19 protein-coding genes and 1 pseudogene are annotated in these 22,443 nt (G+C 73.3%); 14 read left to right on the forward strand and 6 right to left on the reverse strand.

Translation table 11 applies throughout. From position 1 onward, the window contains the following. Positions 1 to 346 precede the first annotated feature (346 nt). Positions 347 to 925 carry a hypothetical protein gene (locus PZB77_RS09185; RefSeq protein ID WP_275492080.1) on the forward strand — a complete coding sequence of 193 codons (579 nt, stop codon included), beginning with the start codon at positions 347 to 349 and terminating at the stop codon, positions 923 to 925. 21 nt (positions 926 to 946) lie between these two features. On the opposite strand, the gene PZB77_RS09190 is transcribed toward PZB77_RS09185, so the two are convergent. Further along, positions 947 to 1,195: a hypothetical protein gene (locus PZB77_RS09190; protein WP_275492081.1), complete on the reverse strand. Its 249-nt coding sequence runs from the start codon at positions 1,193 to 1,195 to the stop codon at positions 947 to 949. A 177-nt stretch (positions 1,196 to 1,372) separates the two neighbouring features. Here PZB77_RS09190 and PZB77_RS09195 point away from each other — a divergent pair, with 177 nt between their 5' ends. Continuing rightward, the gene (locus PZB77_RS09195) at positions 1,373 to 1,882 is read left to right on the forward strand and encodes an MSMEG_6728 family protein (protein ID WP_275492082.1); all 510 of its coding nucleotides are present in this window, start codon (positions 1,373 to 1,375) and stop codon (positions 1,880 to 1,882) included. A 16-nt stretch (positions 1,883 to 1,898) separates the two neighbouring features. On the opposite strand, the gene PZB77_RS09200 is transcribed toward PZB77_RS09195, so the two are convergent. Further along, positions 1,899 to 2,627 (reverse strand): ScbR family autoregulator-binding transcription factor, encoded by a 729-nt coding sequence (locus PZB77_RS09200; RefSeq protein ID WP_275492083.1) that lies wholly within the window; start codon positions 2,625 to 2,627, stop codon positions 1,899 to 1,901. 226 nt (positions 2,628 to 2,853) lie between these two features. Here PZB77_RS09200 and PZB77_RS09205 point away from each other — a divergent pair, with 226 nt between their 5' ends. Then, the gene (locus tag PZB77_RS09205; protein ID WP_275492084.1) at positions 2,854 to 3,879 is read left to right on the forward strand and encodes a ScbA/BarX family gamma-butyrolactone biosynthesis protein; all 1,026 of its coding nucleotides are present in this window, start codon (positions 2,854 to 2,856) and stop codon (positions 3,877 to 3,879) included. Between the two features lie 71 nt (positions 3,880 to 3,950). On the opposite strand, the gene PZB77_RS09210 is transcribed toward PZB77_RS09205, so the two are convergent. The 3 genes and pseudogenes from PZB77_RS09210 to PZB77_RS09220 all read right to left on the reverse strand — a co-directional run bounded on the left by PZB77_RS09210 (position 3,951) and on the right by PZB77_RS09220 (position 7,476). Beyond that, positions 3,951 to 5,267 carry a cytochrome P450 gene (locus PZB77_RS09210; protein ID WP_275492085.1) on the reverse strand — a complete coding sequence of 439 codons (1,317 nt, stop codon included), beginning with the start codon at positions 5,265 to 5,267 and terminating at the stop codon, positions 3,951 to 3,953. Between the two features lie 201 nt (positions 5,268 to 5,468). Beyond that, positions 5,469 to 6,728, reverse strand: a pseudogene (glyA, locus tag PZB77_RS09215) (serine hydroxymethyltransferase); the annotation flags it as partial. A gap of 349 nt (positions 6,729 to 7,077) precedes the next feature. Beyond that, positions 7,078 to 7,476 carry a VOC family protein gene (locus tag PZB77_RS09220; RefSeq protein ID WP_275492086.1) on the reverse strand — a complete coding sequence of 133 codons (399 nt, stop codon included), beginning with the start codon at positions 7,474 to 7,476 and terminating at the stop codon, positions 7,078 to 7,080. A 158-nt stretch (positions 7,477 to 7,634) separates the two neighbouring features. Between PZB77_RS09220 and PZB77_RS09225 the strand changes: the two genes are divergently transcribed. Next, positions 7,635 to 8,645, forward strand: coding sequence for a YafY family protein (locus PZB77_RS09225; RefSeq protein ID WP_275492087.1), 1,011 nt, complete (start codon positions 7,635 to 7,637; stop codon positions 8,643 to 8,645). A gap of 217 nt (positions 8,646 to 8,862) precedes the next feature. Further along, positions 8,863 to 10,656: a hypothetical protein gene (locus PZB77_RS09230; protein ID WP_275492088.1), complete on the forward strand. Its 1,794-nt coding sequence runs from the start codon at positions 8,863 to 8,865 to the stop codon at positions 10,654 to 10,656. Between the two features lie 119 nt (positions 10,657 to 10,775). Here the strand turns inward: PZB77_RS09230 and PZB77_RS09235 are convergent, their stop codons facing one another. Next, positions 10,776 to 11,957 carry a Ku protein gene (locus PZB77_RS09235; RefSeq protein WP_275495972.1) on the reverse strand — a complete coding sequence of 394 codons (1,182 nt, stop codon included), beginning with the start codon at positions 11,955 to 11,957 and terminating at the stop codon, positions 10,776 to 10,778. 115 nt (positions 11,958 to 12,072) lie between these two features. Here PZB77_RS09235 and ligD point away from each other — a divergent pair, with 115 nt between their 5' ends. The 9 genes from ligD (at position 12,073) to PZB77_RS09280 (ending at position 22,370) form a co-directional block, all read left to right on the forward strand. Beyond that, positions 12,073 to 12,990, forward strand: a complete 918-nt coding sequence (gene ligD, locus PZB77_RS09240; RefSeq protein WP_275492089.1) for a non-homologous end-joining DNA ligase — start codon at positions 12,073 to 12,075, stop codon at positions 12,988 to 12,990. 304 nt (positions 12,991 to 13,294) lie between these two features. Next, on the forward strand, positions 13,295 to 15,400 hold the full coding sequence (locus PZB77_RS09245; protein ID WP_275495973.1) for a PBS lyase: 2,106 nt from the start codon (positions 13,295 to 13,297) through the stop codon (positions 15,398 to 15,400). A gap of 136 nt (positions 15,401 to 15,536) precedes the next feature. Beyond that, positions 15,537 to 15,869, forward strand: coding sequence for a zinc-ribbon domain-containing protein (locus tag PZB77_RS09250; protein WP_275492090.1), 333 nt, complete (start codon positions 15,537 to 15,539; stop codon positions 15,867 to 15,869). 304 nt (positions 15,870 to 16,173) lie between these two features. Further along, a complete protein-coding gene (locus tag PZB77_RS09255) occupies positions 16,174 to 16,677 on the forward strand; it encodes an SH3 domain-containing protein (protein WP_275492091.1) in 504 nt (167 codons plus the stop codon). 206 nt (positions 16,678 to 16,883) lie between these two features. After that, entirely contained in the window at positions 16,884 to 18,263 is a 1,380-nt protein-coding gene (locus tag PZB77_RS09260) for an FtsW/RodA/SpoVE family cell cycle protein (RefSeq protein ID WP_275492092.1), read from the forward strand. Continuing rightward, positions 18,260 to 19,738, forward strand: coding sequence for a penicillin-binding transpeptidase domain-containing protein (locus PZB77_RS09265; protein WP_275492093.1), 1,479 nt, complete (start codon positions 18,260 to 18,262; stop codon positions 19,736 to 19,738). The genes PZB77_RS09260 and PZB77_RS09265 overlap by 4 nt, the downstream gene beginning before the upstream one ends. Before the next feature lie 67 nt (positions 19,739 to 19,805). Next, positions 19,806 to 20,879, forward strand: coding sequence for an amidase family protein (locus PZB77_RS09270; protein WP_275495974.1), 1,074 nt, complete (start codon positions 19,806 to 19,808; stop codon positions 20,877 to 20,879). A 201-nt stretch (positions 20,880 to 21,080) separates the two neighbouring features. Next, positions 21,081 to 22,016: a diiron oxygenase gene (locus tag PZB77_RS09275; RefSeq protein ID WP_275492094.1), complete on the forward strand. Its 936-nt coding sequence runs from the start codon at positions 21,081 to 21,083 to the stop codon at positions 22,014 to 22,016. A gap of 78 nt (positions 22,017 to 22,094) precedes the next feature. Then, complete coding sequence (locus PZB77_RS09280; RefSeq protein WP_275492095.1) at positions 22,095 to 22,370, forward strand: hypothetical protein; 276 nt, start codon at positions 22,095 to 22,097, stop codon at positions 22,368 to 22,370. Positions 22,371 to 22,443 lie beyond the last annotated feature (73 nt).

A 22,443-nucleotide genomic window follows, 5' to 3' on the forward strand; every position in this document is an offset into this window, starting at 1 on the left:
CGGCTCCCCCGTGTCGGTTCCACCGACGGGCTTTCGGAGCCCCCTCCGGATCGCGTCCGGCGCGGGGACGCCGCGGATGTGTCACTCCGTGACAGCGCGGAAGGCGTCCCCACTCACCGGACGACAACCGGGGCGGGCCCGCCCGCCGCTGCCCGACCGGAGTATTGCCGCCGTGCATTACCGCCGGTAACCTCCGCCCAAGGCTCGACACAGAGGCTACTGAGCACAGTTTTCCCTCGCGCGAGCCTTCAGAGAACCGGCCCGATTCCGGAACCCCGGCAACGCGGTGGTGGGGGATCGTCGCCGGTGGCTCGGTCCGCCCACCTGCGAGAGGAACTCCATGCGTGTGTTCGGCCGGAAATTCGCCCTGCGTGGTGCGGCACTCGTCGCAGCCCTGGGACTGTCGCTCACTCTCGGGTCGGGGACCGCGCACGCGGTGACGATCAGCCCCGGGGGGCCGTTCAGCGGAACGTCCGGGACCTTCTCCATCGGCTCACCGCCCGCGGGGCTCGCCTGCTCCTCCTCGCACATCACCGGGAACTTCCTGTCCTCCCCGATCGGCGGCCAGATCGGGACGGCGACCCCCTCGATGTTCTCGGGTTGCGTCGCCTACGGCTTTCCCGTGAGCGTCACGCTCACGAAATCGCCGTGGGCTCTGTACCTCACCGGCGTCAACCCCAGCAATCCCAACCAGTTCTACGGGAACGCCACCGGCATCGGGATCAAGATCACCGGTGTCGGGTGCACGGTCAGCTTCGTCGGAAGCGCACCGCTCACCTGGACCAATCCCAACGCGCTGAAGTTCGTCGGCACGGCGCCGACCCTCACCGCCACGGCGGCCAACTGCCTGGGGCTGATCAACGTCGGGGACACCCTGCCGCTCACCGCCTCGTACACCGTCTCGCCGCCGCAGATCATCACCTGAGGACGGGCGGCGGGGGCCTCCTCAGCCCGTCGACTCGTCCGGGGTGGGGTGCTCGGGGTGGACGCCCGCGTTCCGGGCGGCGCGTGCTCCCGCACCCGCCTCGTCCGGGTCGGCGTCGGTGTCCTCCGGCTGTTCCGCCCAGGGCGGCGGGGTGACGTCCAGGGCGTCCTCGCCCTCCTGCACCTGCTGGTCCGGCATGTCGGCCGGTATCGGCGGCGGGGTTCCCTCGGCACCGGTGTACGCGGTTCCTTCTGGCCTGCGGTCGGTCATCTGGGTTCTCCGTTCGACGTGCCCATGGTTGCCGGAGCGAGGTCGCCCCGCCACTTCGCGTACCCGGGACACGCCCCCGGCGAACCCGGCCGCGCGGCGGGGACCGTCCGCCCGCAGTCGGATGAATGCGGAGCCGCGACCGGTCGGGGGCGGCCCGGGCGCGGTAGACGCACTCCCATGCAGACCTTCCTGCCGTACCCGGACTTCCGCCGCAGCGCGCTCGTCCTCGACGCCCGCCGGCTGGGCAAGCAGCGGGTGGAGGCGCTCCAGGTGCTGCGCGGCCTCACGGTGCCCGGTTACGGCTGGCGCCACCATCCCGCCGTCCGGATGTGGACCGGTTACGAGGAGGCGCTGGTGCGGTACGGGCTGGACGTCTGCGAGGCGTGGACGGAGGGCGGCAGGACCGACACCTGCGCGGCCACGCTGCTGGTGGACCTCGCCGCCCACCGGGAGCTCCCCGGGGTCCGCGTCCGGAGCGAGGAGGAACTGGCCGGGGCGGGTGAGCTGCCGCCGTGGCTCGGCGACGAGGCGTTCCACCTGAGCCACCGCTCGGCTCTCGTCCGCAAGGCACCGGACCACTACCGGCCGCTCTTCCCGGAGGTTCCGGACGATCTTCCGTACGTCTGGCCCCGGTCGGACCGCGGGGCGGGCGGCGGGGTGCCGGAGGAGCGCGGCGGGGGCCGGTAGCGGCGCCCGGACGGCGTCAGGCGGTGTGCGCCGCCGGCCGGTCCGCGGCGAAGGCCGCCGCCGGCGGATCGGAGACCGTTCCGGCGGCGGCCGGCGGATCGGCCTCCGCCTCGGCGGAGGCACGGGCCTCGGCGAAGGCGCGGGCGCCGCGCCGGGGCGAGGTGTCCAGCCGTCCGAGGACGCCGGGCACCGCGATGCTGGGCAGCACCAGGTCGTAGAGGAGGGAGATGCGTTCCTCGAAGTCGGCCATCTCGGTGGCGGCCTGCGACATCAGCTGGATCCCGGTGAAGGAGCCGACCATCGTCTGGGCGGTGCGCCCGGGATCGACGTGCGGCAGCACCTCGCCCTGGCTCTGAGCGGCCACGATCTGCTGGGTCGTCAGCTGGACCCAGTCGTGCCAGGGCTTCCCGAAGAAGCGCTGGTTGCTCTGATCGGCGGCAATCCGCGCGGCGCCCCGCAACAGTGGCTCCCTCGGCAGTCGGTGCGCGAGGATCAGTCCCATGTCCACGAAGGACTGCAGCTTCAAGGGCTGTTCGGGCGGCGGCTCGGTCACCGCGTGGTCCAGAACCCCTCGTGCCAAGTCCTCCTTGGAGGGGAAGTGGAAGTACAGCGCGCCCTTGGTCACCGCGGCCCGTTCCAGGATCTCCTGGATGGTGGCGGCTTCGTAACCGCGTTCGGCGAAGACCGCCGCAGCCGCTGTCAGTACCGCGTTGCGCGTCCGGATCGCGCGCTCCTGCCGTGCCATTCGAGATCTCCTGACGATGCGCCTGTCGGGGCTCAGTGTCTCCGGCGTGTTCCTCTCAAGAAACCGGCTGGTCCGTATTCTATGGCACCCCTCCGGGCGGCCTCCAGTTGAGGCGGCGCCGGCAACCGTGCGTCCGGTCGCGCTCCCCGCCGCGCACGTTCCTCGCGGTCCGCCGTTCCGGGTGTCCCGCGCTGCTCCGTATTCGCGCTCGACCACCATCGATCACGTGCGCATTCATCCCTGGGGGGAGCACATGCACCACACCGTGAAGCACCACCACACCCCGTCCGCCCCGCCGCCGGCGACGTACGGCGACACCTCGGTCCGGGCACCGGCACGGGGCGCACCGGCCGCCGCGCCCGTCGTCGGCCCGGCCGCCGCCCACCGCGTCCAGGCGGAGGACGTACTGATCCGCGGCGTGCGCCGACTCGTCGAGAACACCTACACGCTCGACGTCGACTGGGCCGGCCGGCACGTTTTCTTCGAACCCGCACTCGGCAGTGTGCACCACCACATGCTGATCGCGCAGACACTGCGGCAGATCGGACTCAGCCTCGCACACACCGAGTTCGCGATCAGCTCCGCCCACCAGTTCCTGATGAGCGGCATGGCCTACTCCGCCCACCCCGGCCGTGCGACGGACCGGTCGCCGGTCCGCGCCGAGGCGGTCTGCACCTGGACGGGGCGCAACTCCCTCCGCATGGCCATCACCCTGGAGCAGCGCGGAGAAGTCGTCGTCCGGAGCGAATCCGGGTTCTCCTGGGTCTCCGACCGGGTCTACCGGCGGCTGCGCGGCGCCTTCCTGACCGCGCGGCCCGGGGCCATGCCGGTGCCGGTCGAAGCGGCGCGGGCCGGGCGGAGGGCCGCCGACGAGGTGGTGCTCGGCGCCTCGGACCGCCCGCACCACTGGGAGTTGATCGCCGACACCGGGCACCCGGCGCTGATGGACCACCCGGTCGACCACGTGCCGGGGCTGGTGATCATGGAGGCGAGCCAGCAGGCCGCGCATGCCGTCGTCGCGGGGCCGGGCACCAGGTCGTGGCTCCCGCTCACCACCGACATGGTCACGTCCCGGTACGTCGAGTTCGACGCGCCGTGCTGGATCCGCGCGCGCGAAGTGCCGCCGCCCGCCGGGCCCTCGACCGGCGGACCGGGCCGGTCGGCGGTGGAGGTGACGGGGGTGCAGCGCGGCAGGGTCGCGTTCCGCACCCTGGTGGAGGGGGTGTCGGGGCCCGGCGCCCGGCGGGAGTGACGGACGGGTGAGGCACCGGGCCGGTGGCGGGCGGAGGACGGCCTCCGTCCGCCACCGGCCCGCCCGGAACTTCAGGCCCCGGGCCCGTACCGCAGGACGGGGAGTTCCCGGTGGCCGTTGGAGATGAAGGACTTCACGGGGCGCAGGGACGAGGAGGGGACGGCGAGGGCGAGTTCGGGGAACCGGGCGAAGAGGGCGGAGAGGGCCGTCGTGCCCTCCATCCGGGCGAGGGGCGCCCCGAGGCAGTGGTGGACGCCGTACCCGAAGGCGAGATGGTCGCGACGGGTGGCCCGGGTGAGGTCGAACAGGGCGGCGTCGGGCCCGTGCAGGCCCTCGTCGCGGCCCGCCCCGGCGACGGCCATCACGAGCGCCTCGCCCTTCGGTACGACGACCTCGCCGAGGTCGATGTCCTCGACGGCGTACCGGAGCATGAGGTTGGCGGCGGCCGGCTCCCAGCGCAGTGTCTCCTCGACCGCGTCGGACCACTCGGCCGCGCCGGTGCGGATCAGTTCGAGCTGCTCGGGGTGGGTGAGCAGGGCGTGCACGGCGTGGTCGATGAGGTTGATGCTGGTCTCGTACCCGGCCGACAGGAAGTGGACGAGGGTGTCGAGCAACTCCTGGTCCTCCAGGGGTTGCGGCGCACCGGAGGCGATGCTCTCCCTCTGGATGGTGATCAGGGCGCTGGTGAGGTCGTCGCCGGGGGCCCCGCGCTTGAGGGCGACGAGCGCGTGCAGGATTCCGTAGAGCTCGACGGCGTGGGCGCGGACCTCCTCGGCCGGGGTCGCGGTGCTGAACAGGGCGTCGAACAGGATGCAGAGGCGGTCGCGGCTCTCCAGCGGTACGCCGAAGAGCTCGCAGATCACGCGGGCGGGCAGCGGTCCGGCGTACCGGGCGCGCAGGTCCACCGGTTCGCCCGGGGGCAGCGCCTCGATCTCGTCGAGCAGTTCCTCGGCGATGCGGGAGACGACGGGGGCCAGCGCCTTGGTGCGGTGGGCGGTGAAGGCGCCGGAGACGAGCTTGCGCAGGCGGGTGTGGGCGGTGCCGTACGCCGTGAACATGCTGCGTATGGAGACCCAGAGGGCGAGCGACCAGTCGGGGCCGACCTCGCCGTCGATCCACGCGGGCCAGTGCTGGGCGGCGTCCTTGGAGACGGCGGGCGAGGTGAGGAGGCGGGTGATGACGGCCGGGTCGGCGACGGCCCAGGCGGGGACCCCTTCCGGCAGCTCGATCCGGGTGGCCGGTCCGGCGGCCCTGATGCGGGCGGCCTCGCCCTGGATGTCCGTACCGTCGGGGTCGAGCCGGAACGGGCAGCGCGCGGCGGGGCCGGCGGCGTGCTCGGAGGGGGTGCCGGGGGCGACCGCGAGGGCGTCGCCGTGGTTCGTGTGCATGGTGTGTCTCTTTTCTGGACGGCTCGTGCCTGTCTGGACATTGGCCGCAGAGACGGTTCTTCGGCAAGCGAAGGGGCGAACCGATTTTTCAGCCGGTCGCCGCGGGAGGCGGTACGAGGACGCGTCGGAGCCCCGGTACCGCCTCCCGCCCGCGGTGGTCGGCCGGGGCCGCCCCGGCCCCCGCCGCTCACCCGCCGGGGATCACCGGACGGCCGCGAGCGGCAGGCCCGGTGCCGGGTGGGCGTCCATCAACTCCTTGACCTCGGACCGGACCCGGGCGACCACTGCCTCGTCGCCGGTGCGGGCCGCCTCGACCACGGTGTCGATCCAGGCCGCCACGGCCGGCATCGCGGAGGACGGGATGCCGCGGGTGGTGAGGGCCGGGGTGCCGATGCGGATGCCGGACGGGTCGAAGGGCTTGCGGGTGTCGTACGGCACGGAGTTGTGGTTCACCACGATGCCCGCCCGGTCCAGCGCCTTGGCGGCGACCTTGCCCGGCACGTCCTTGCCGGTGAGGTCGATCAGGAGCAGGTGGTTGTCGGTGCCGCCGGAGACGAGGTCGAAGCCCCGCACGGCCAGTTCCTCACCGAGGAGACGGGCGTTGGCGACCACCTGGTGGGCGTAGTCGGCGAAGTCCGGTCGGGCCGCCTCACCGAGCGCGACCGCGATGGCGGCGGTGGTCTGGTTGTGCGGACCGCCTTGGAGGCCCGGGAAGACCGCCCGGTCGAGGGCGCGCGCGTGCTCGGCCGTGCTGAGCAGCATCGCGCCGCGCGGCCCGCGCAGCGTCTTGTGCGTGGTGGTGGCGACGACGTCGGCGTACCGGGCCGGCGAGGGGTGCGCCCCACCGGCGATCAGCCCGGCGATGTGGGCGACGTCGGCGACCAGCACGGCACCGGCCTCGCGGGCGATGTCGGCGAAGCCCGCGAAGTCGATGGTGCGGGGCACGGCCGTACCGCCGCAGAAGATCACCTTCGGGCGTTCGGCGAGGGCCAGGTCGCGCACCTCGTCGAGGTCGACGCGCCCGGTGTCACGGCGCACGCCGTAGCGCACCCCGCGGAACCAGGTGCCGGTGGCGGAGACGCCCCAGCCGTGGGTGAGGTGGCCGCCCATCGGCAGCCCCATGCCGAGGACGGTGTCGCCGGGTGCGCAGAACGCCAGGTAGACGGCGAGGTTGGCGGGGGAGCCCGAGTACGGCTGCACGTTGGCGTGCTCCATGCCGAAGAGGGCTTTGGCGCGCTCCACGGCCAGCGTCTCGACCTGGTCGATGACCTGCTGGCCCTCGTAGTAGCGGCGTCCGGCCTAGCCCTCGGAGTACTTGTTCTGGAGGACGGTGCCGGAAGCCTCCAGCACGGCGGCGGAGACGTAGTTCTCGCTGGGGATCAACCGCAGGGTGTCGGCCTGGAGCCGTTCCTCCGCGTCGATCAGCCCGGCGAGTACGGGATCGGCGGCGGCGAGTGCGGGGCGAGCGGCGGCGAGCGCCGCGGATCCGCGTGCGGGGGTGGGTACGGGCGTGGGTGCGGGTGCGGTCACGAGACTCTCCCGGGTCGGCCGCGTGGAGCGGCATGGACCCGGATGCCCAGGCGGACGGCCCTCCGGCGGTGGTCCTCCGGCCAGGCCGGAGCGTGCCGCTTCCTCGTGGTCGGTTCCACGCAACGCCCAGCGGGGCGCACGCCAGTCGCGGCACGTGGGACGTTACCCGCTCCGCCCGCCCCGCGTCCGGTGAACCGTTGTCCGCGGCGACGAACCTGGTCCGATCGCCGACCGGGTCGGACGGAGGGCGAAGCCCTGTGCCTGCCGGGTCGTCGTGCTCTCAGCGGGCGAACTTCTCGCGGGCGGCCGCAGTGACGGGGGTGAAGAAGTTGACGAGATTGCCGTCGGGGTCCCGGAAGAGCAGCGTGCGGTTGCCCCACGGCATCGTGGTGGGCTCGTTGACGAACTCCTCCACGAAACCGGTCAGGTTCCCGTGCACGCCGTCCACGTCGTCGACCAGGAATTCGAGGATGACGCTGTGGTTGTCGGCGGGGCGGGCGGAGCCGGGCGCGAAGAGGGGGACCGTGCGGGTGCTGCCGATCGCGAGGGTGGCCGAGGCGGTCCTGAGTTCGGCGAAGTCCTCGGTGGACCATACGGCGGGTACGCCGGTGGCACGCTCGTAGAAGTCGACGAGACGGGCGACGTCGTCGGTGATGACGCGGAGGGAGACGAAGTTCACGGGTTTCTCCTGGCAGGGCGGGACGGAGGGCAGGGACGTATCGGTGCTGCCGTCCGGGCTTCCGACGGGCTGCTGATCGGTGGCGGATCGGCTTCTGTTCGCAGGCTAGGGGGAATACCGGGCGGAATCCGCCCGGTATGTGCGGGAAACTTGTCGGCATGCCCCGCCCCGTCGCCCGCGTGCTCGCCCTGCTCGAACTCCTGCAGTCGGGCGGGATCCGGACCGTGCCCGAACTCGCGGACCGGCTCGGCGTCGACGAGCGCACCGTGCGGCGCTACGCCGCCCACCTCCTCGACCTCGACGTGCCCGTCGAGTCGGTCCGCGGCCGCCACGGCGGTTACCGACTCGCCCCCGGTCACCGCATGCCGCCCCTCATGCTCAACGACGACGAGGCGCTCGCCGTGCTGCTCGGTTTGCTCGCGGGCAGGCGAACGGGCCTGAGCACGGCCACGGACACCGCGAGCGAGACGGCGGCGGCCAAGATCCGGCGCGTGCTGCCCCAGCGGCTGCGCCTCGCCCTCGACTCCCTGCTCGGATCCCTCGCCTTCACCACCCCGCCCGGCGAGACCGTCCCCCCGCAGGCGGCGGTCCTGCTCCCGGTCGCCGACGCGGTCGACCATCACCGGCCGGTCTCGATCCGGTACACCGGCGCCGACGGCCGGCGCAGCGAACGCACCGTGCACCCGCACGGGCTCGTCGCCCACGCGGGCCGGTGGTACCTCACGGCGGTGGATCCCACGTCCGGCCAGGACCGGACGTTCCGGCTGGATCGCCTCACCGGCGTGCGGGCACTGCCCGGCTCGTTCGAACCTCCCACCGGACCCGACCCGGCCGCACGCGTTCTGACGGGGTTCGCCACCGCCCCGTACCGGCACGAGGTGATCCTCCGGATCCACGGCACGGCCGAGGGGATCCGCACCCGGCTCCCCGCCGGCGTCGCGATCGTGGAGGAGCAGGCGTCGCCGGACGGTGAGGATCCCCGGGCCGGCGGCTGGTGCCGTGTCGAACTGCGGGTGGACCGGCTCGACTGGCTGCCCGCCGTGCTCGCCTCGCTGGACCGGCCCTTCGTCGTCGAGCGCCCGGACGAACTCCGCGACCTCGTCGAGGCTCTCGCCGAACGGCTCATCGACTCCGCCCGGCGCCTCCCCCCTCCTGCGCGGCCTGTGTGACGGAGGCGAGGCCGCGCTCCGTCTCGGTCAAACTCGGTCAATATCAATCACCTTCGGTCGACTTCGAACCGCTCCGTTCCGCCGGCGGATGCGAGTGAGCGCTCTTCGGTGGGTGACCGCCCGGTCCCCGTGAGGACGAGGGGAAATGCGCGCGTGGACGGGAAAAAAAGGGGAAGAGAGACGGGGACTGGAATGGCTCGACGGTGGGGGGACCGTTATGGAGTCGGACGAAGGACGCGCGCACCCGTACGACGGTGCGCGGGATCCCGGCCCCGGATCGGGGCCGGACTCGGGGCCGGGTACGGGTCCGACGGCCGCCCGGGGCTCCGGTCCGGACGGACCGGTGGACGCGCCGCCGCCTCCACCGGGGCCGCCGAACGCGCCCCCGCCGCCGTCCTCGCCGCCTCCCCCGCCGTCGCTGCCGCCGTTCGCCGCGCAGCCCTCTCCCACCGGTCCGCCGCCACCCGGTGCCGGGCTGCGTGCCGCTGCGGCGGGGCTGCTCAACCTCAGCGGGCTCGGGCTCGGCCACCTCCTCACCCGCCGCTGGATCCGTGCCGCCCTCTGCCTCGCGGCGACGGGCGCGCTGCTCCTCGCGGTCCTGCCCGCCGAGCCCGACGGGGTCTCCGGCGGGCTGCTCGTCGCGTACCTCGTGGTGCTCGTGGTGGCCGCCGTCGACGCGGCCCGGATCGCGCGACGCACGCCGGTCGGCGGTTCGTGGCGGCCGGTGGTGGCCGCCGGGGTCGGGCTGGTGCTGCTGGCCGTTCCGGTCGGCGGGGTGGCGCTCTACGGCTCCGCGCGCGACGAGGCCGTCGAGAAGATGCTGCTCGACCGGCTGGAGACCGCCGACCGAGCGGTCGCCGCGGTGTCCGGGCAGCCCTTCGCCACGGCGAAGGCGGGGTACGGCAAGGCCTTCACCGCCTACCGCGACCTCGGTCGCGAGCACCCCGGCTCAAGGGCGGGCAAGCAGGTGCCGGACCGGCTGAAGTCCTACTACGAGGCGGTCGCCGCCCCGTACGACAGGAAGGACTACTGCGCGGCGCTGGAGCCACTGCGCTATCTGCGCACCCTGCCGAAGGGCGAGGACGCCGAGCTGCTGGGCAGCCTCGCGCACTGGCCCGACGAGCCGCTCGGGGAGTCCCTCTACGCGTGCGGGATCGCCCAACTGGGCACGTACGGCGCGGACACCGCGTCCGCGTCCGGCGGCGCCGAACTGGGCGAGCTGCAGCGGACGTTCCCGGACTCGGCCGCCGCACGGAAGATGGCTCCGGCCGTCGACGCGCGGATCACCGAGGAGACCGGGAAGCTGGCCGGCGAGGAGCCCTGCACGGTGACGGAGACCCTGCGCAACATGAGCGGGACCGTCGGCGCCCTGACCGGGGACGCCCTCGAGGCCTCGGCCGCCCGTGCGGACCGGGGCGTCCGGGACGGGGTGTACGCCTGCGGGGTGGACCAGTTCCGGGAGAAGGAGTTCAGTGAGGCGCGGGAGACGCTGACCGGGTTCGCGGACACCTACAAGGACGACAGGCGGCGGGGGCAGGCGCGGAACATCTCGATAGCCGCCGAGATCGCCGAGGACCGTCCCGCCGCGGGTGACGCGCTGCCCCCGGCGAAGCGGCCGGGCGGTCCCACGATGGAGCTCGTCATCAGCAACGACGCGCCCAACGGCGTGGAGGTGCTCTACACCGGACCGGTCACCGGCAGCGTCACGTTGAAGGCGTGCGGGAGTTGCGGGCGGTACAGCAGCTCGGCCGCCGGGGACCGGCAGGCCTGCAAGGCGAGCGGGAAGAGCTACCCGAAGGCGCGGCTGCGGCTTCCGGCCGGCGACTACCACTTCCTCTACAAGCACGGCACCGGGGCGAGTTCGAGCGTGGACAGCTACTCCGACGGGTCGTCGATCGAGTCCGGCTACACCTACACCTCGTGCACCTACGTCGTCGAGCAGGACGACCCCTACGGGCTGGACCTTCCCTCGCTGGAGCCGCCCTTCATCGATCCGGACGACATCGCCTGATCCACGCGCCCGCGGGGCCCGGCCTCCGGGTGCCGGGGATCCGCCACCGACGTGCCGCGGCGTCGGTGGCGGCGGGACGGCTCCTGCCCCGGAGCCGTGCACGGGCGCCGTGCGGAGGTTCAGGCGGAGGACCGCGCGGAGCGTCTGCCGGAGGGGGCGCTCCCACCGGCGGACGTCTTCTTCGCGGCCGTCTTCTTCGCCGCTGTCTTCTTCGCGGCCGACTTCTTCGGCGCCGTCTTCTTCTCGGCCGGTTTCTTCGCGGCCGGCTCCTTAGCCGTCGTCTTCTTAGCCGTCGTCTTCTTCGCGGCCGGCTCCGTGGCTGTCTGCTTCTTCGCGGCCGGCTGCTTCGTGGCTGATCTCTTCTCGGCCGTCTTCTCCACCGTGGCCGACTTCCCCGCCGCCTTCTTCGCCGGCGTCTTCCTCTCCGCCGTCTTCCCGGTGGGGCTGCGGCGCGTGGACCGCTCGATGGAGTGGACCTCGGCGACCTCGCCCTGCCCCGTGCCGCCGTCTGCTCCCCCTCCGTCCACCCGCGATTCCTTCGCCGCGCGGACGCTCTTCTCCAGCGCGGCCACCAGGTCGATGACCTTGCCGCCGGTCTCCGCCTCGGGGGCGGGTTCCAGGGGCTCCCCCGCGGCCTTCGCGGCCACCAGTTCCTCGACCGCCTCACGGTAGTCGTCGTGGAGGGTGTCCAGGTCGACTCCGCCGAGGGTGTTCATCAGGGCGTCCGCCAGGTCGAGTTCGGCGTCGCGCACCTTGGCCCCGGTGTCCGGTACGACGTCGTCGGGGGATCTCAGCTCGTCCGGCCAGAGGAGTCCGTGCATCACGATCACGTCGTCGGCCACCCGGAGCATCCCGAGCCGCTCCCGTCCCCGCAGCGCGAACTTGGCGACGGCCACCTTCTCGCTGCGCTTCAGCGCCTCGCGCAGCAGGGTGTACGGCTTCGCCGCCGGATTCCCGTTCGCGGAGAGGTAGTAGGCGGTGTCCATCTGGAGCGGGTCGATCCGCGAGCCGGGGACGAAGCCGAGGATCTCGATCGTCTTGTTGGTCGGGAGCGGGAGTGCGGCGAGGTCGTCCTCGGTGATCGGGATGAGGGTGCCGTCCGCGTCCTCGTACGCCTTGCCGGTCTCGGCGGAGGAGACCTCCTCGTCGTCGACCTCGCAGACCTTGCGGTAGCGGATCCGGCCGCCGTCGGTGAGGTGGACCTGGCGGAAGGAGACGGAGTGGTTCTCGGTGGCGTTCATCAGTTTGACCGGGATGCTGACCAGGCCGAACGAGATCGCGCCGTTCCAGATCGACCTCATCGAGCTCACTCTTCACTCCTTCGCGACTGCTTCCTGATGTCCTCTGACCTGTTGTGCGGATTGTCGACCGCAGGCGGTCGAGTCCATTTCGGGCGAATCATGCGATTCTTATCGTATGACGCCCATCACCGAGGTGGAGGGGCGGCGGCTGGCCCTCAGCAACCTGGACAAGGTGGTCCACCCGGCCACCGGTACCACCAAGGGCGAGGTGCTCCACTACTACGCCGCCACGGCCGCGGGCGCGCTGCTCGCGCACCTGTACAACCGGCCGGTCTCGTTCCTGCGCTATCCGGACGGCGCGGAGGGGGAGCACTTCTTCTCCAAGAACCCACCGCCCGGTACCCCCGCCTGGGTGCGTACCGCGCGCGTGCCGCACCGCGGGGAGCGGGACGCGGTCCAGGTCATGGTCCAGGACCTGGCGTCGCTGATGTGGGCGGCCAACCTCATGGTCGAGTTCCACACCCCGCAGTGGCAGGCGGACACCCCGGCGGTCGCCGACCGCATGGTGTTCGACCTGGACCCCGGCGCACCGGCGACCGTGGTGGAGTGCTGCGCGGTCGCCCGCTGGCTGCGGGAGCGGCTGTCGGCGGACGGGCTGCTCGCGTACGGCAAGACCTCCGGTTCCAAAGGGCTCCATCTGCTCGTCCCCCTGGAGCCCACCCCGTCGCAGGAGGTGACGGCGTACGCGAAGCGGCTCGCCGTCGAGGCGGAGGCGGAGCTCCCCGCTCTGGTGGTGCACCGGATGAAGCGGGAGCTGCGGCCGGGGAAGGTGTTCGTCGATTTCAGCCAGAACGCCGCCGCGAAGACCACCGCCACCCCGTACACGCTCCGCGCCCGCCGCGAACCGGCCGTCTCCGCCCCGGTCACCTGGGAGGAGATCCAGCAGTGCCGCTCCCCGCGGGAGCTGGTCTTCCTCGCGGGCGACATGGCGGCGCGGCTGGAGCGGTACGGGGATCTCCTCGGGCCGCTCATCAACCCGAACCGTGCTCGCCCGCTGCCCCCGGTGCGCCGGGGGCGACGGGCGGGCGCGTGACGCGTGCCGTCCGGCCGCACGGTCGTCCCGTGCACGCGGGGGCGACCGCCCCGACACCCGGCACCGGCCGACGTCGGGTGACACCGGCCGGAACCGGCGTCCGCGGGTCGTCTCCGGGACCACCCGCCCCACAGGTCGCGCACGGCATGCGCGCACGGCGGCGGGAAAGCCCCGTCCTCGGGGCGAGCCGTCGCGGACCTGGGGCACACTCGGCTGCGAGGCGGCACGCCTTCGTTCCGGGAACCAACTCCGGTCACGGGCCGTCGCACGGTAGAGCGTCGTGAGCGGGGAGGGGATGGCCGGAGTGTTCGCGGGGATCGACGAGGTGGACTGGGCCTCGATGGAACATGCCTACGGGCCGGCCGACGACGTACCGGCTCTGCTGGCGGGGCTCGCCTCCGCGGACGCGGCGGAACGCGAGCGCGCCCTCGACGGCATGTACGGCGCCGTCCACCACCAGGGTGACGTGTACGCCTGCACGCTCGCCTGCATCCCGTTCCTCTTCGAGCTGGTCGCCGATCCCGCGGTGGCCGAGCGCGGCGCCATCGTCGAACTGCTGACCAGTATCGGCGGCATCGAACTGGCCGAGGACGACGAGGACGAGCTGGACGAGGACGAGATCGAGGGTGCCGCCAACTACGCCATGGCCGCGGCGGCCGTCTGTGCCGGTGCTGAGGTCTTCGTGGGGCTGCTCGCCGAGGACGATCGCGGCGTGCGGCTCGCCGCTCCGCTGGCGCTCGCCACCCTCCACACCGAACCCGCCCGGGTGCTGGCGCTCTTGCGCGGGCGGCTGCCGGTGGAGCCCGACGAGGAGGTGCGGCTCGCCCTCGTGGAGGCGGCCGGGCGCCTCGCGCTGCGCCACGTGCCGGTGGCCGACACGGCGGCGCACTGGCTGAGCCGGCTCGCCATGCAGGAGTACGCGCCGGGCCTGCGGCTGGCGGCGCTCGCGCAGCTGGCCCGGTGCGCGCCCGGCGCGCTGCCCGTCGACATCGTGCCCAGAGTCGCGGATCTGCTGCGGGACCTGCGCGCGGCCCACCCGCCGGCCGGGCCCGGCACACGTGCGGCCGCGGAGGCGGCGGCACGGGAGGGCGTCCAGTCGCCAACGCTGATCGGCCAGTTGCGGGCCCTGCACGCGGCGGAGGCGGCCGGCCCGGGCACGCCCTGGGCCACCGATCTGCTGCGCACCCTGCACGGGGCGCTCGGTGACCGGGTGGAGGACCGGGTGGCGCTCCTGACCGACCAGTTGTGCAGCCCGGACGAGGGGCAGCGGCTGGACGCGGTCCGGATGAGCGGCGGGCTGATCCGGGTGTGGCGGGGGCCGTACGACGAGCTGGTGCGGCTGGTGGGGGAACAGCTCGCGGAGCCCGATCCGCGGCTCCGCGACGCCGCCGCGCATCTGCTGGCCGACGTCCGGGTGCTGGCCGGCCCGGCCGCGGACGCGCTGGCGGCGCGGGTGGCGGTCATCCCCGGGACGTGGATCAGACAGTGGGAGAACGGGCAGCCGAGCCTCGATCCGGCGGTACTGGCACTGGCCGGCACCGGTGACGTCCGGGCGCTGCCGGTGCTGGCCGCCGTGCTGGAGGGGCCGGTCGTGCCGCACGACCTCGGGCATGCCGTCGCCGCCCTCGGGACGGCCGCGTCCCCGTTGGCCGGGGCTCTGCGCCACAGGCTGTCCGAGGTCGCGCGGGACCCGTCCGCGCGCGGCGGGGCGATGCCGTTGATGCACGCCCTCGCCTCGCTACGGGCGGACGAGGCGACGCCCGAGGTGCTGCGTGTCCTGCGGGGCGGGACGGAAGCCGAGGCCCCGCGCGTACGGCAGTCGGCGTTGCGGACCCTGGGTGCGTTCGGACCCGGGGCGCGGGGCGCGGTCGGTGAGCTGGAGGCGCTGATGCGCCGGTCGGAGGGGCGCGAGGCGGTCGACGCGGCGGACGCGCTCTACTCGGTCTCCGGTGACGTCGACGCGGTCCTGCCGGTGCTGATCGAGGCGCTGACGGCGGAGGAACCCCCGAGTGTCCGGGCGGCGTCGGGCCTGGCGGGCCGGCTCGGCGCCCGGGCGGCGGCGACCGCTCCCCGGCTGCGGGCACTGCTGGGCCACGACGATCTCCGGGTACGGGTGGACGCGGCGCTCGCACTGTGCGAGGTTTCGGGGCGGTCCGCGGAGACGTGGCCGGTCCTGCTGGCCGCGTGGACACAGAACCCGTACGTCCGCGTCCGGGTGGCGGACACACTGGCGCGGACGGGGGCAGCTGCGGCAGGGTCCGGGGCGGCGCACGCGCTGCGTGCCGAGTTGTCCTCCGTACGCCGTCACAACGCCCGGGACGGCGGATTCGGCACCTCGGACATCGCGGCCGACGCCCACCTGTTGGCGCTGTGCCGGCAGGCGCTGCGCGACCCGGGCGGCCGGGGCTGAGCCGGCCGCACGCCGGTCGGGGGGCGGCCGCGCGGACCACCGGGGTGCCGGATCGGCCGGTACGCCGTGTCACGGGGAGGCGGGGCCGTCGGGCTCGCGGCACATCCGTACAGAAGGCAACAAGGAGAGGCACGAAATGATCATTTTCGGTACACGGGGCTACCTGTATCAGCTAGCCGTCCTGACGATGGTGTGCGGCTGGTGCGGAAACCCCGCCGCGCACACCCTCCGCAAGCGGGTCACCAAGTTCACCCTGTTCTTCATCCCGCTCTTCCCGATCTCCGTCAAGTACGCGACGCAGTGCACCTTCTGCGGCGGGGAGCAGAAGATAGCCAAGGAGCAGGCCGAGGCGCTGCTCGCCCAGCACGCGGCGGGCCCGGACGGCGCCAACCCGTTCGGCCAGGCTCCGCAGCAGGGCCAGGCCGCCCAGCAGGGGCAGACCCCGGGCACGAACCCCTACAGCGGCTGAGGCGCGCACGCCACCGGAGCGCCGCGCGTCCGGCGCGGCACTCCGGCGGAGGGGCCGGCCCCGGGGGCGGTCACGCCCCGCCGCCGTCGCACCGGAGGCGGGGCCGGTGACGGACCGGCCGGCGGACAGGGCGGCAGGCGGTCGGGCGGGCGGCCGGTACACCCGGACGGTCCATCGGGCGTCCCCCGTCCGCGTACATCACCGAGAGCGACTCTGGTCGTGCGCGGCGTGGCGAACCTAGCGTGCCAGGAGCGGCCCCCCGGGCCGCGGCCCCGCACCTCGCCCACGTTTTTCTGGAGGCAGCATGTCCTCTCCGTCCCTCCGCCGCATCGGTATCGGTGTCGCCACCGGTCTGCTCGCCGCGCTGACGGCCGCCGCTCCCGCCTTCGCCGCCGGACCGCTTCCGCAGCCGGTGGACCAGCACCACCACGTGATCAGCGCCGCCACCGACCCGGCGCCCGGGCACGGGAAGCCCGCCCAGCAGGGAAGGCCGTCCGCCGAGCCCCAGGTGGACCCCGCGGAGCACCGGGAGCCGTCGGCCGGCACCGAGGTGAAGCCCGCCGCGCCCCTGGCCACGTACCGGGGGCGGGTCATCGCCCGGCCGAGTCTGCTGCTCCGTGACCGTCCGACCCGCAGCAGCCGGGTCGTGGGCGAGGTGCCGTACGGGACGGTCGTCACCATCTTCTGCAAGACCCGGGGCGACAGTGTGGACGGCAACGACCGCTGGTACCTGCTGACCGACGGCACCTGGGCCTGGGGCTCCGCGCGGTACATCGAGAACATCGGCGCGGCCCCCGACTGGTGCTGACGCACCACCACGGCACCGTCACCGCACACCACCGCACGCGCCGCCGCCCGGGCCGTTCGCCTCGCGAACCCCGGGCGGCGGCGCGTCGCCGTGCGCGGCCCGTCGGCCGCCGCGGACCGCCCACTGGAGGACGGGCCGGGACATCAGCACCAGCAGAAAACTATGACATAAGGGAAATAACCTCCCGCACTTGCTACGTTCCTGGCATGACCGCACCGACGGTGGACTCTCCCCCGCCTCCGCTCCGGCTGCCCAAGCGGCGCGGCGTGGAGCTCTCCCTCCTCGTCGGGGCCGTCCTCATCTCCGTCTACGGCTACGCGGCGGTCGGCCTCGCCCACGACGACGCCGTACCGCCCGACGTCGCGGGGTACGGCGGCGGGCTGGGGCTGCTGGCGCTCCTCGCCCACCTCGCGGTCCGCTTCCGCGCCCCGTACGCCGATCCGCTGCTGCTCCCGATCGCCGTGCTCCTCAACGGGCTGGGTCTGGTGCTGATCTACCGGCTCGACCTGGAGACGCCCTCGGACACGGCAGCGCCCACCCAACTGGTCTGGTCGACACTCGGGGTGGCCTTCTTCATCCTGGTGGTGGTCCTGGTCCGCGACCACCGGGTGCTCCAGCGGTACGCCTACCTCGCGGTGGCGGCCGCGCTGGTGCTGATGATCGTGCCGATCTTCTTCCCGGCGGTGAACGGCGCCCGGATCTGGATCAGGGCCGGCGGGCTGTCGTTCCAGCCCGGGGAGTTCGCCAAGATCCTGCTGGCGGTCTTCTTCGCCGCGTACCTCGCGGCCAACCGCAACGCCCTGGCGTACACCGGCCGCACGGTCTGGAAACTGCAGCTGCCCACCGGCCGGGTGCTCGGCCCCATCGTGGCGATCTGGCTGCTGAGCGTCGGTGTCCTCGTTCTCGAACGCGACCTGGGGACCTCGCTGCTCTTCTTCGGCCTCTTCGTGATCCTGCTGTACGTGGCGACCGGGCGCATCGGCTGGATCGCGGTCGGGCTGCTGCTCGCGGCGGTCGGCGCCTTCGTCGTCGGCTCGTTCGAACCGCATGTGCACAGCCGGGTGCGGGACTGGCTGCACCCCTTCGCCTCGATCGACGCCGGCCTGGGGCCGAACCAGCTGGCCCAGTCGCTCTTCGCGTTCGCCGAGGGCGGGATGCTGGGTACCGGCCTCGGCCTCGGGCACTCGGTCCTGATCGGCTTCGCGGCGAAGTCCGACTTCATCCTGGCGACGGCGGGCGAAGAGCTGGGACTCGCCGGGCTGACCGCCGTCTTCCTGCTGTACGCGCTGATGGTGGCGCGCGGGTACCGGGCGGGGCTCGCGCTGCGCGACCCGTTCGGGCAACTCCTCGCCGTCGGGCTCGCCTCGATCCTGGCGCTCCAGGTGTTCGTGATCGCCGGCGGGGTGATGGGGCTGATCCCGTTGACCGGCATGGCCATGCCGTTCCTGGCGCAGGGCGGTTCCTCGGTCGTCACCAACTGGATCATCGTGGCCCTGTTGATCCGGGTGAGCGACCAGGCCCGCACCCCGCGCCCCGGTCAGCCGGAGACGGGCGTCATCGCTCCGATCGTGGAGGACGAGCAGTGATCCGGTACATCCGGCGGGCCGCCGCGTTCTGTCTGCTCCTGCTGCTGGCGCTGCTGGTGAACGCGGCGCGCGTCCAGGTCTTCGAGGCCGACGAGCTCACCGGGAACCCCGCCAACCGCCGTAACACGATCGCCCGTTACGACCAGCCGCGCGGCAACATCCTGGTGCGGACCGGCACCGGGGACGCGACGGCGACCGTCACCGGCTCGAAGAACACCGGCCAGCAGCTCGCCTGGGAACGCACCTACCTCCACGGCCCCCTGTACGCGCCGGTCACCGGGTACGCCTCGCAGACCTACGGCACCTCGCTCCTGGAGAACGCCGAGGACGCCGTCCTCTCGGGGACCGACTCGCTGCTCGCTCCCCTGCCGCTGTGGAACGACCTCACGCGCGGCCGGCAACCGGGGGGCGACGTGGTCACCACCATCAGGGGTGCGGTGCAGCGTGCCGCGTACGAGGGCCTCGCCGGCCGCAAGGGCGCGGTTGCGGCGCTGGAGCCGTCCACCGGGAAGATCCTGGCGCTGGTCTCCTCGCCCTCGTACGACCCCGAGCTGCTCTCGGGCACGGGAACGGCGGTCACCGACGCGTGGACGCGGCTCAACACCTCCGCGAGCCGGCCGATGCTGAACCGGGCCATCCGGCAGACCTACCCGCCGGGTTCGGCCTTCAAGATCGTGACCGCGGCGGCTGCGCTGGACGCCGGAGTGGTGGACGACCCGGACGAGGCGACCGACACCCCGTCCCCCTACGTCCTGCCGGGCACGTCCACCGTGCTGCCCAACGAGTCGAGCGGCTGCGGGAAGGCGTCGCTGGCCGAGGCGATCCGGATCTCCTGCAACACCGTGATGGCGCACCTGGGGGTGGAGGTGGGCCTGGACGGGATGGTGGAGGCCGCGGGCGGCTTCGGCTTCAACGACGACGGGCTGCGGATCCCGTCCGGGGTGGCGAAGAGCAACTTCGACACGGAGATGAGCGACGACCAGCTGGCGCAGTCCTCGATCGGGCAGTTCGACACCACGGCGACCCCGCTCCAGATGGCGATGGTCGCCGCGGCGGTCGCCAACGACGGGGAGATCGCCCGCCCCCGGCTGGTGGACCGTACGATCAAGCACGACGGCGACACGGTGTCCCGGACGTCCACCGACTCCTACCGGCGGGCGATGAGCCCGTCGACGGCCGTGCTGCTGCGGCGGATGATGGTCGACGTCGTGGAGGACGGCACCGGGACCAACGCGGCGATCGACGGCGTCACCGTCGGCGGCAAGACGGGCACCGCGCAGCACGGGGTGGACAACACCGGTGCGCCGTACGCCTGGTTCATCTGCTGGGCGCAGTCGGCCGGTTCCGCCCGGCCGGAGGTGGCGGTCGCCGTGGTGGTCGAGGACGCGGCGGCGGACCGCGCGGACATCAGCGGTGGCGGCAGCGCGGCGCCGATCGCGCGGGCGGTGATGGAGGCGGCCCTGCCGCGCGGGTGATCGCGGCGACGGCCCTCCGTTTCCCGGGGCGCGGGTGAAGACTGGTGCGGTGGACGGAATCGGAGCGGTGGGGCGGGCGCTGGAGCGGATCGAGGAGCTCGATCCTCGGCTGGGCGCGTTCATCGAGGTGTGGCGGCAGGAGGCGCTGGCCCGGGAACCCGCGGCGGCCCTGCTGCCGTTGGGCGGACTGCCGTTCGCGGTGAAGGGCCCGGCGGGGCTGCGTGCGTACGCGGCCCGCCGGCTGGTCGGGGCGGGCGGGGTGCCGGTCGGCTCGACGGCGGTACCGGGGCCGGGCACCCACTGGCAGACGTGGGGGCTGGGCGCGCACGGCCGTACCCGTAACCCCTGGCGGGCGGACCGGACGCCGGGCGGCTCGTCGGCCGGGTCGGCGGTGGCGGTCGCGGCGGGGATGGTCAGCCTCGCCACCGGCAGCGACGGCGCCGGGTCGGTGCGGCTGCCGGCGGCGTGGTGCGGGGTGTTCGGGCTGAAGACGACGAACGGCCTGCTCCCCTCGCCGGACCGGTCGGGGCTGGCGTCGGCCGGTGTGCTGGCCCGGTCCGCGGCCGCGGCGGAACCCTTTCTGCGCCATGTGCTGGACGGGTACGAGAGCACCGGGGTGCGGCTTCCCGTGCCGGCCGTGTTCAGCGGGGACCTGGGTTTCGCCGACGTCGATCCGGAGGTGTCCGCGGTGGTGCGCGCGGCGGTGGACCGGCTGGTGGCGGCGGGCGTGGTGCGGCTGGCACCCGGCGGCTGCGCGCTGCGCGACCCGGCCCGGGCGTGGCAGGCCGTACGGGGCGGGGCGCCGGGCCCCGGGGCGGCGGAGACCCGGCGCGCCAACGACGCCGTGCTGGACGCCCTGTTCGCCCGTACGCCGCTGCTGCTGACGCCCACCACCCCCAACCGGCCGCACGGGCACGAGGGGCCGGGCGAGGTGTACTCGACGGCGCTGACCTGGGCGTTCAACCTGAGTGGGCATCCGGCGGCGAGCATTGCGGCCGGCTTCACCGGGGACGGCTGCCCGGTCGGCCTCCAGTTGGTGGCCGACCGGGGGGCGGACGCCTGGCTGCTGGCCGCGGCCCGCGCGGCCGAGGACGCGCTGCCCCGGGTGGGACCGGCGGTCTCGGGTCCCGCCTTCACGTGACCGCGAACGCGGCGGGCGTCCCCTGTACGCGGCACGCGCCTTATGGGTACCCCGGCAACGTGTGAGCGGTGTACGGCAGTTGAACGTGACGCACGGCATGGCGCTCCGGACCGGCAAGCGTGCCGGAGGGATTGACGGCCTTGCTGACAAGCAGTCCAATAAGAGGTGACCACCGGTAACCCACGTGCGAGGTACCCAGTCATGACGACAGTGAGCGAACACGACGTCCAGGTCCTTCGCGACGCGCTCGGCCCGCTGCGGGACCGCGAGCAGATCGCCGAGCGCCTGCTCGAATCCTCGGCCAAGCACTCCTTCGACCCCGAGACCGAGATCGACTGGAGCTCGGCGATCGAGGACGGCAAGTGGTTCTGGCCGCCCGAGCTGGTCTCCCTCTACGACACTCCGCTCTGGCGGAAGATGTCCGAGGAGCAGCGGATGGACCTGGCCCGGCACGAGGCGGCGTCGCTCGCCTCGCTGGGCATCTGGTTCGAGATCATCCTCATGCAACTGCTGGTGCGGCACATCTACGACAAGCCGGTGACCAGCAACCACGTGCGGTACGCGCTCACCGAGATAGCCGACGAGTGCCGCCACTCGATGATGTTCGGCAAGATGATCGAGTGGGGCCAGGCCCCCACCTACCCGGTCCCGCGCGGCTACCACAACGCGGCCCGGATCCTGAAGACCGTCTCCACCACCCCGGGGTCGTTCGCCGGGACCCTGCTCGGTGAGGAGATCCTCGACTGGATGCAGCGGCTGACCTTCCCGGACGAGCGCGTCCAGACGCTGGTGCGCGGGGTGACCCGCATCCACGTCGTCGAGGAGGCCCGGCACGTCCGGTACGCCCGTGAGGAGCTCCGCCGCCAGATGGTGACCGCCCCGCGCTGGGAGCGCGAGCTGACCCGGCTGACCTCGGGCGAGGCGGCCCGCGTCTTCTCGGTCTGCTTCATCAACCCGCAGGTGTACGAGAACGTGGGCCTCGACCGCCGTGAGGCGCTGGAGCAGGTCAAGGCCAGCGGGCACCGCCGGGAGGTCATGCAGTCGGGCGCCAAGCGGCTCACCGACTTCTTCGACGACATCGGCGTGCTGAACGGGGTGAGCCGCCGGCTGTGGCGCAAGTCCGGCCTGCTGGCCTGACCCGGCGCCCCGGCGGCCCGGGCCCGCCGGACGCCCGCCGGTCCCCGGCGGGCGGGGCCGGTGAGCAAGACTGTCGGGGTGAGAAGCGAGAACACCCCCTTCGAGGGCGGTCCCCTGGACGGCCGGGTCCTGCCCGTCCTCACCGGCCCCACCGGCCACCCGCCCAAGTGGTACGTGGTCCCGGTGCCGGCCGAGGACGGCGGCGCGCCGACCGTCCACGCCTACCGCCGTGTCCCCGCCGGCCACACCCCCCGGCTGCACCTGCAACGCGGCTGGCTGTACGAGTACGCCCCCCAAGGACGCGAGCGTTTCCGCCCCAAGTGGCCCTGGACGAAGCCGAACAGCGGCGGCTGACGGCCCGGGGCGGACGTCTCCGCCCTCTGCCGCACCCCATAGGATCGGCCGTCAGGTGCCGAGGGACGGTCAC

Origin of the sequence: Streptomyces sp. AM 2-1-1 (assembly GCF_029167645.1) — a bacterium.
Classification (GTDB): Bacteria; Actinomycetota; Actinomycetes; order Streptomycetales; family Streptomycetaceae; genus Streptomyces.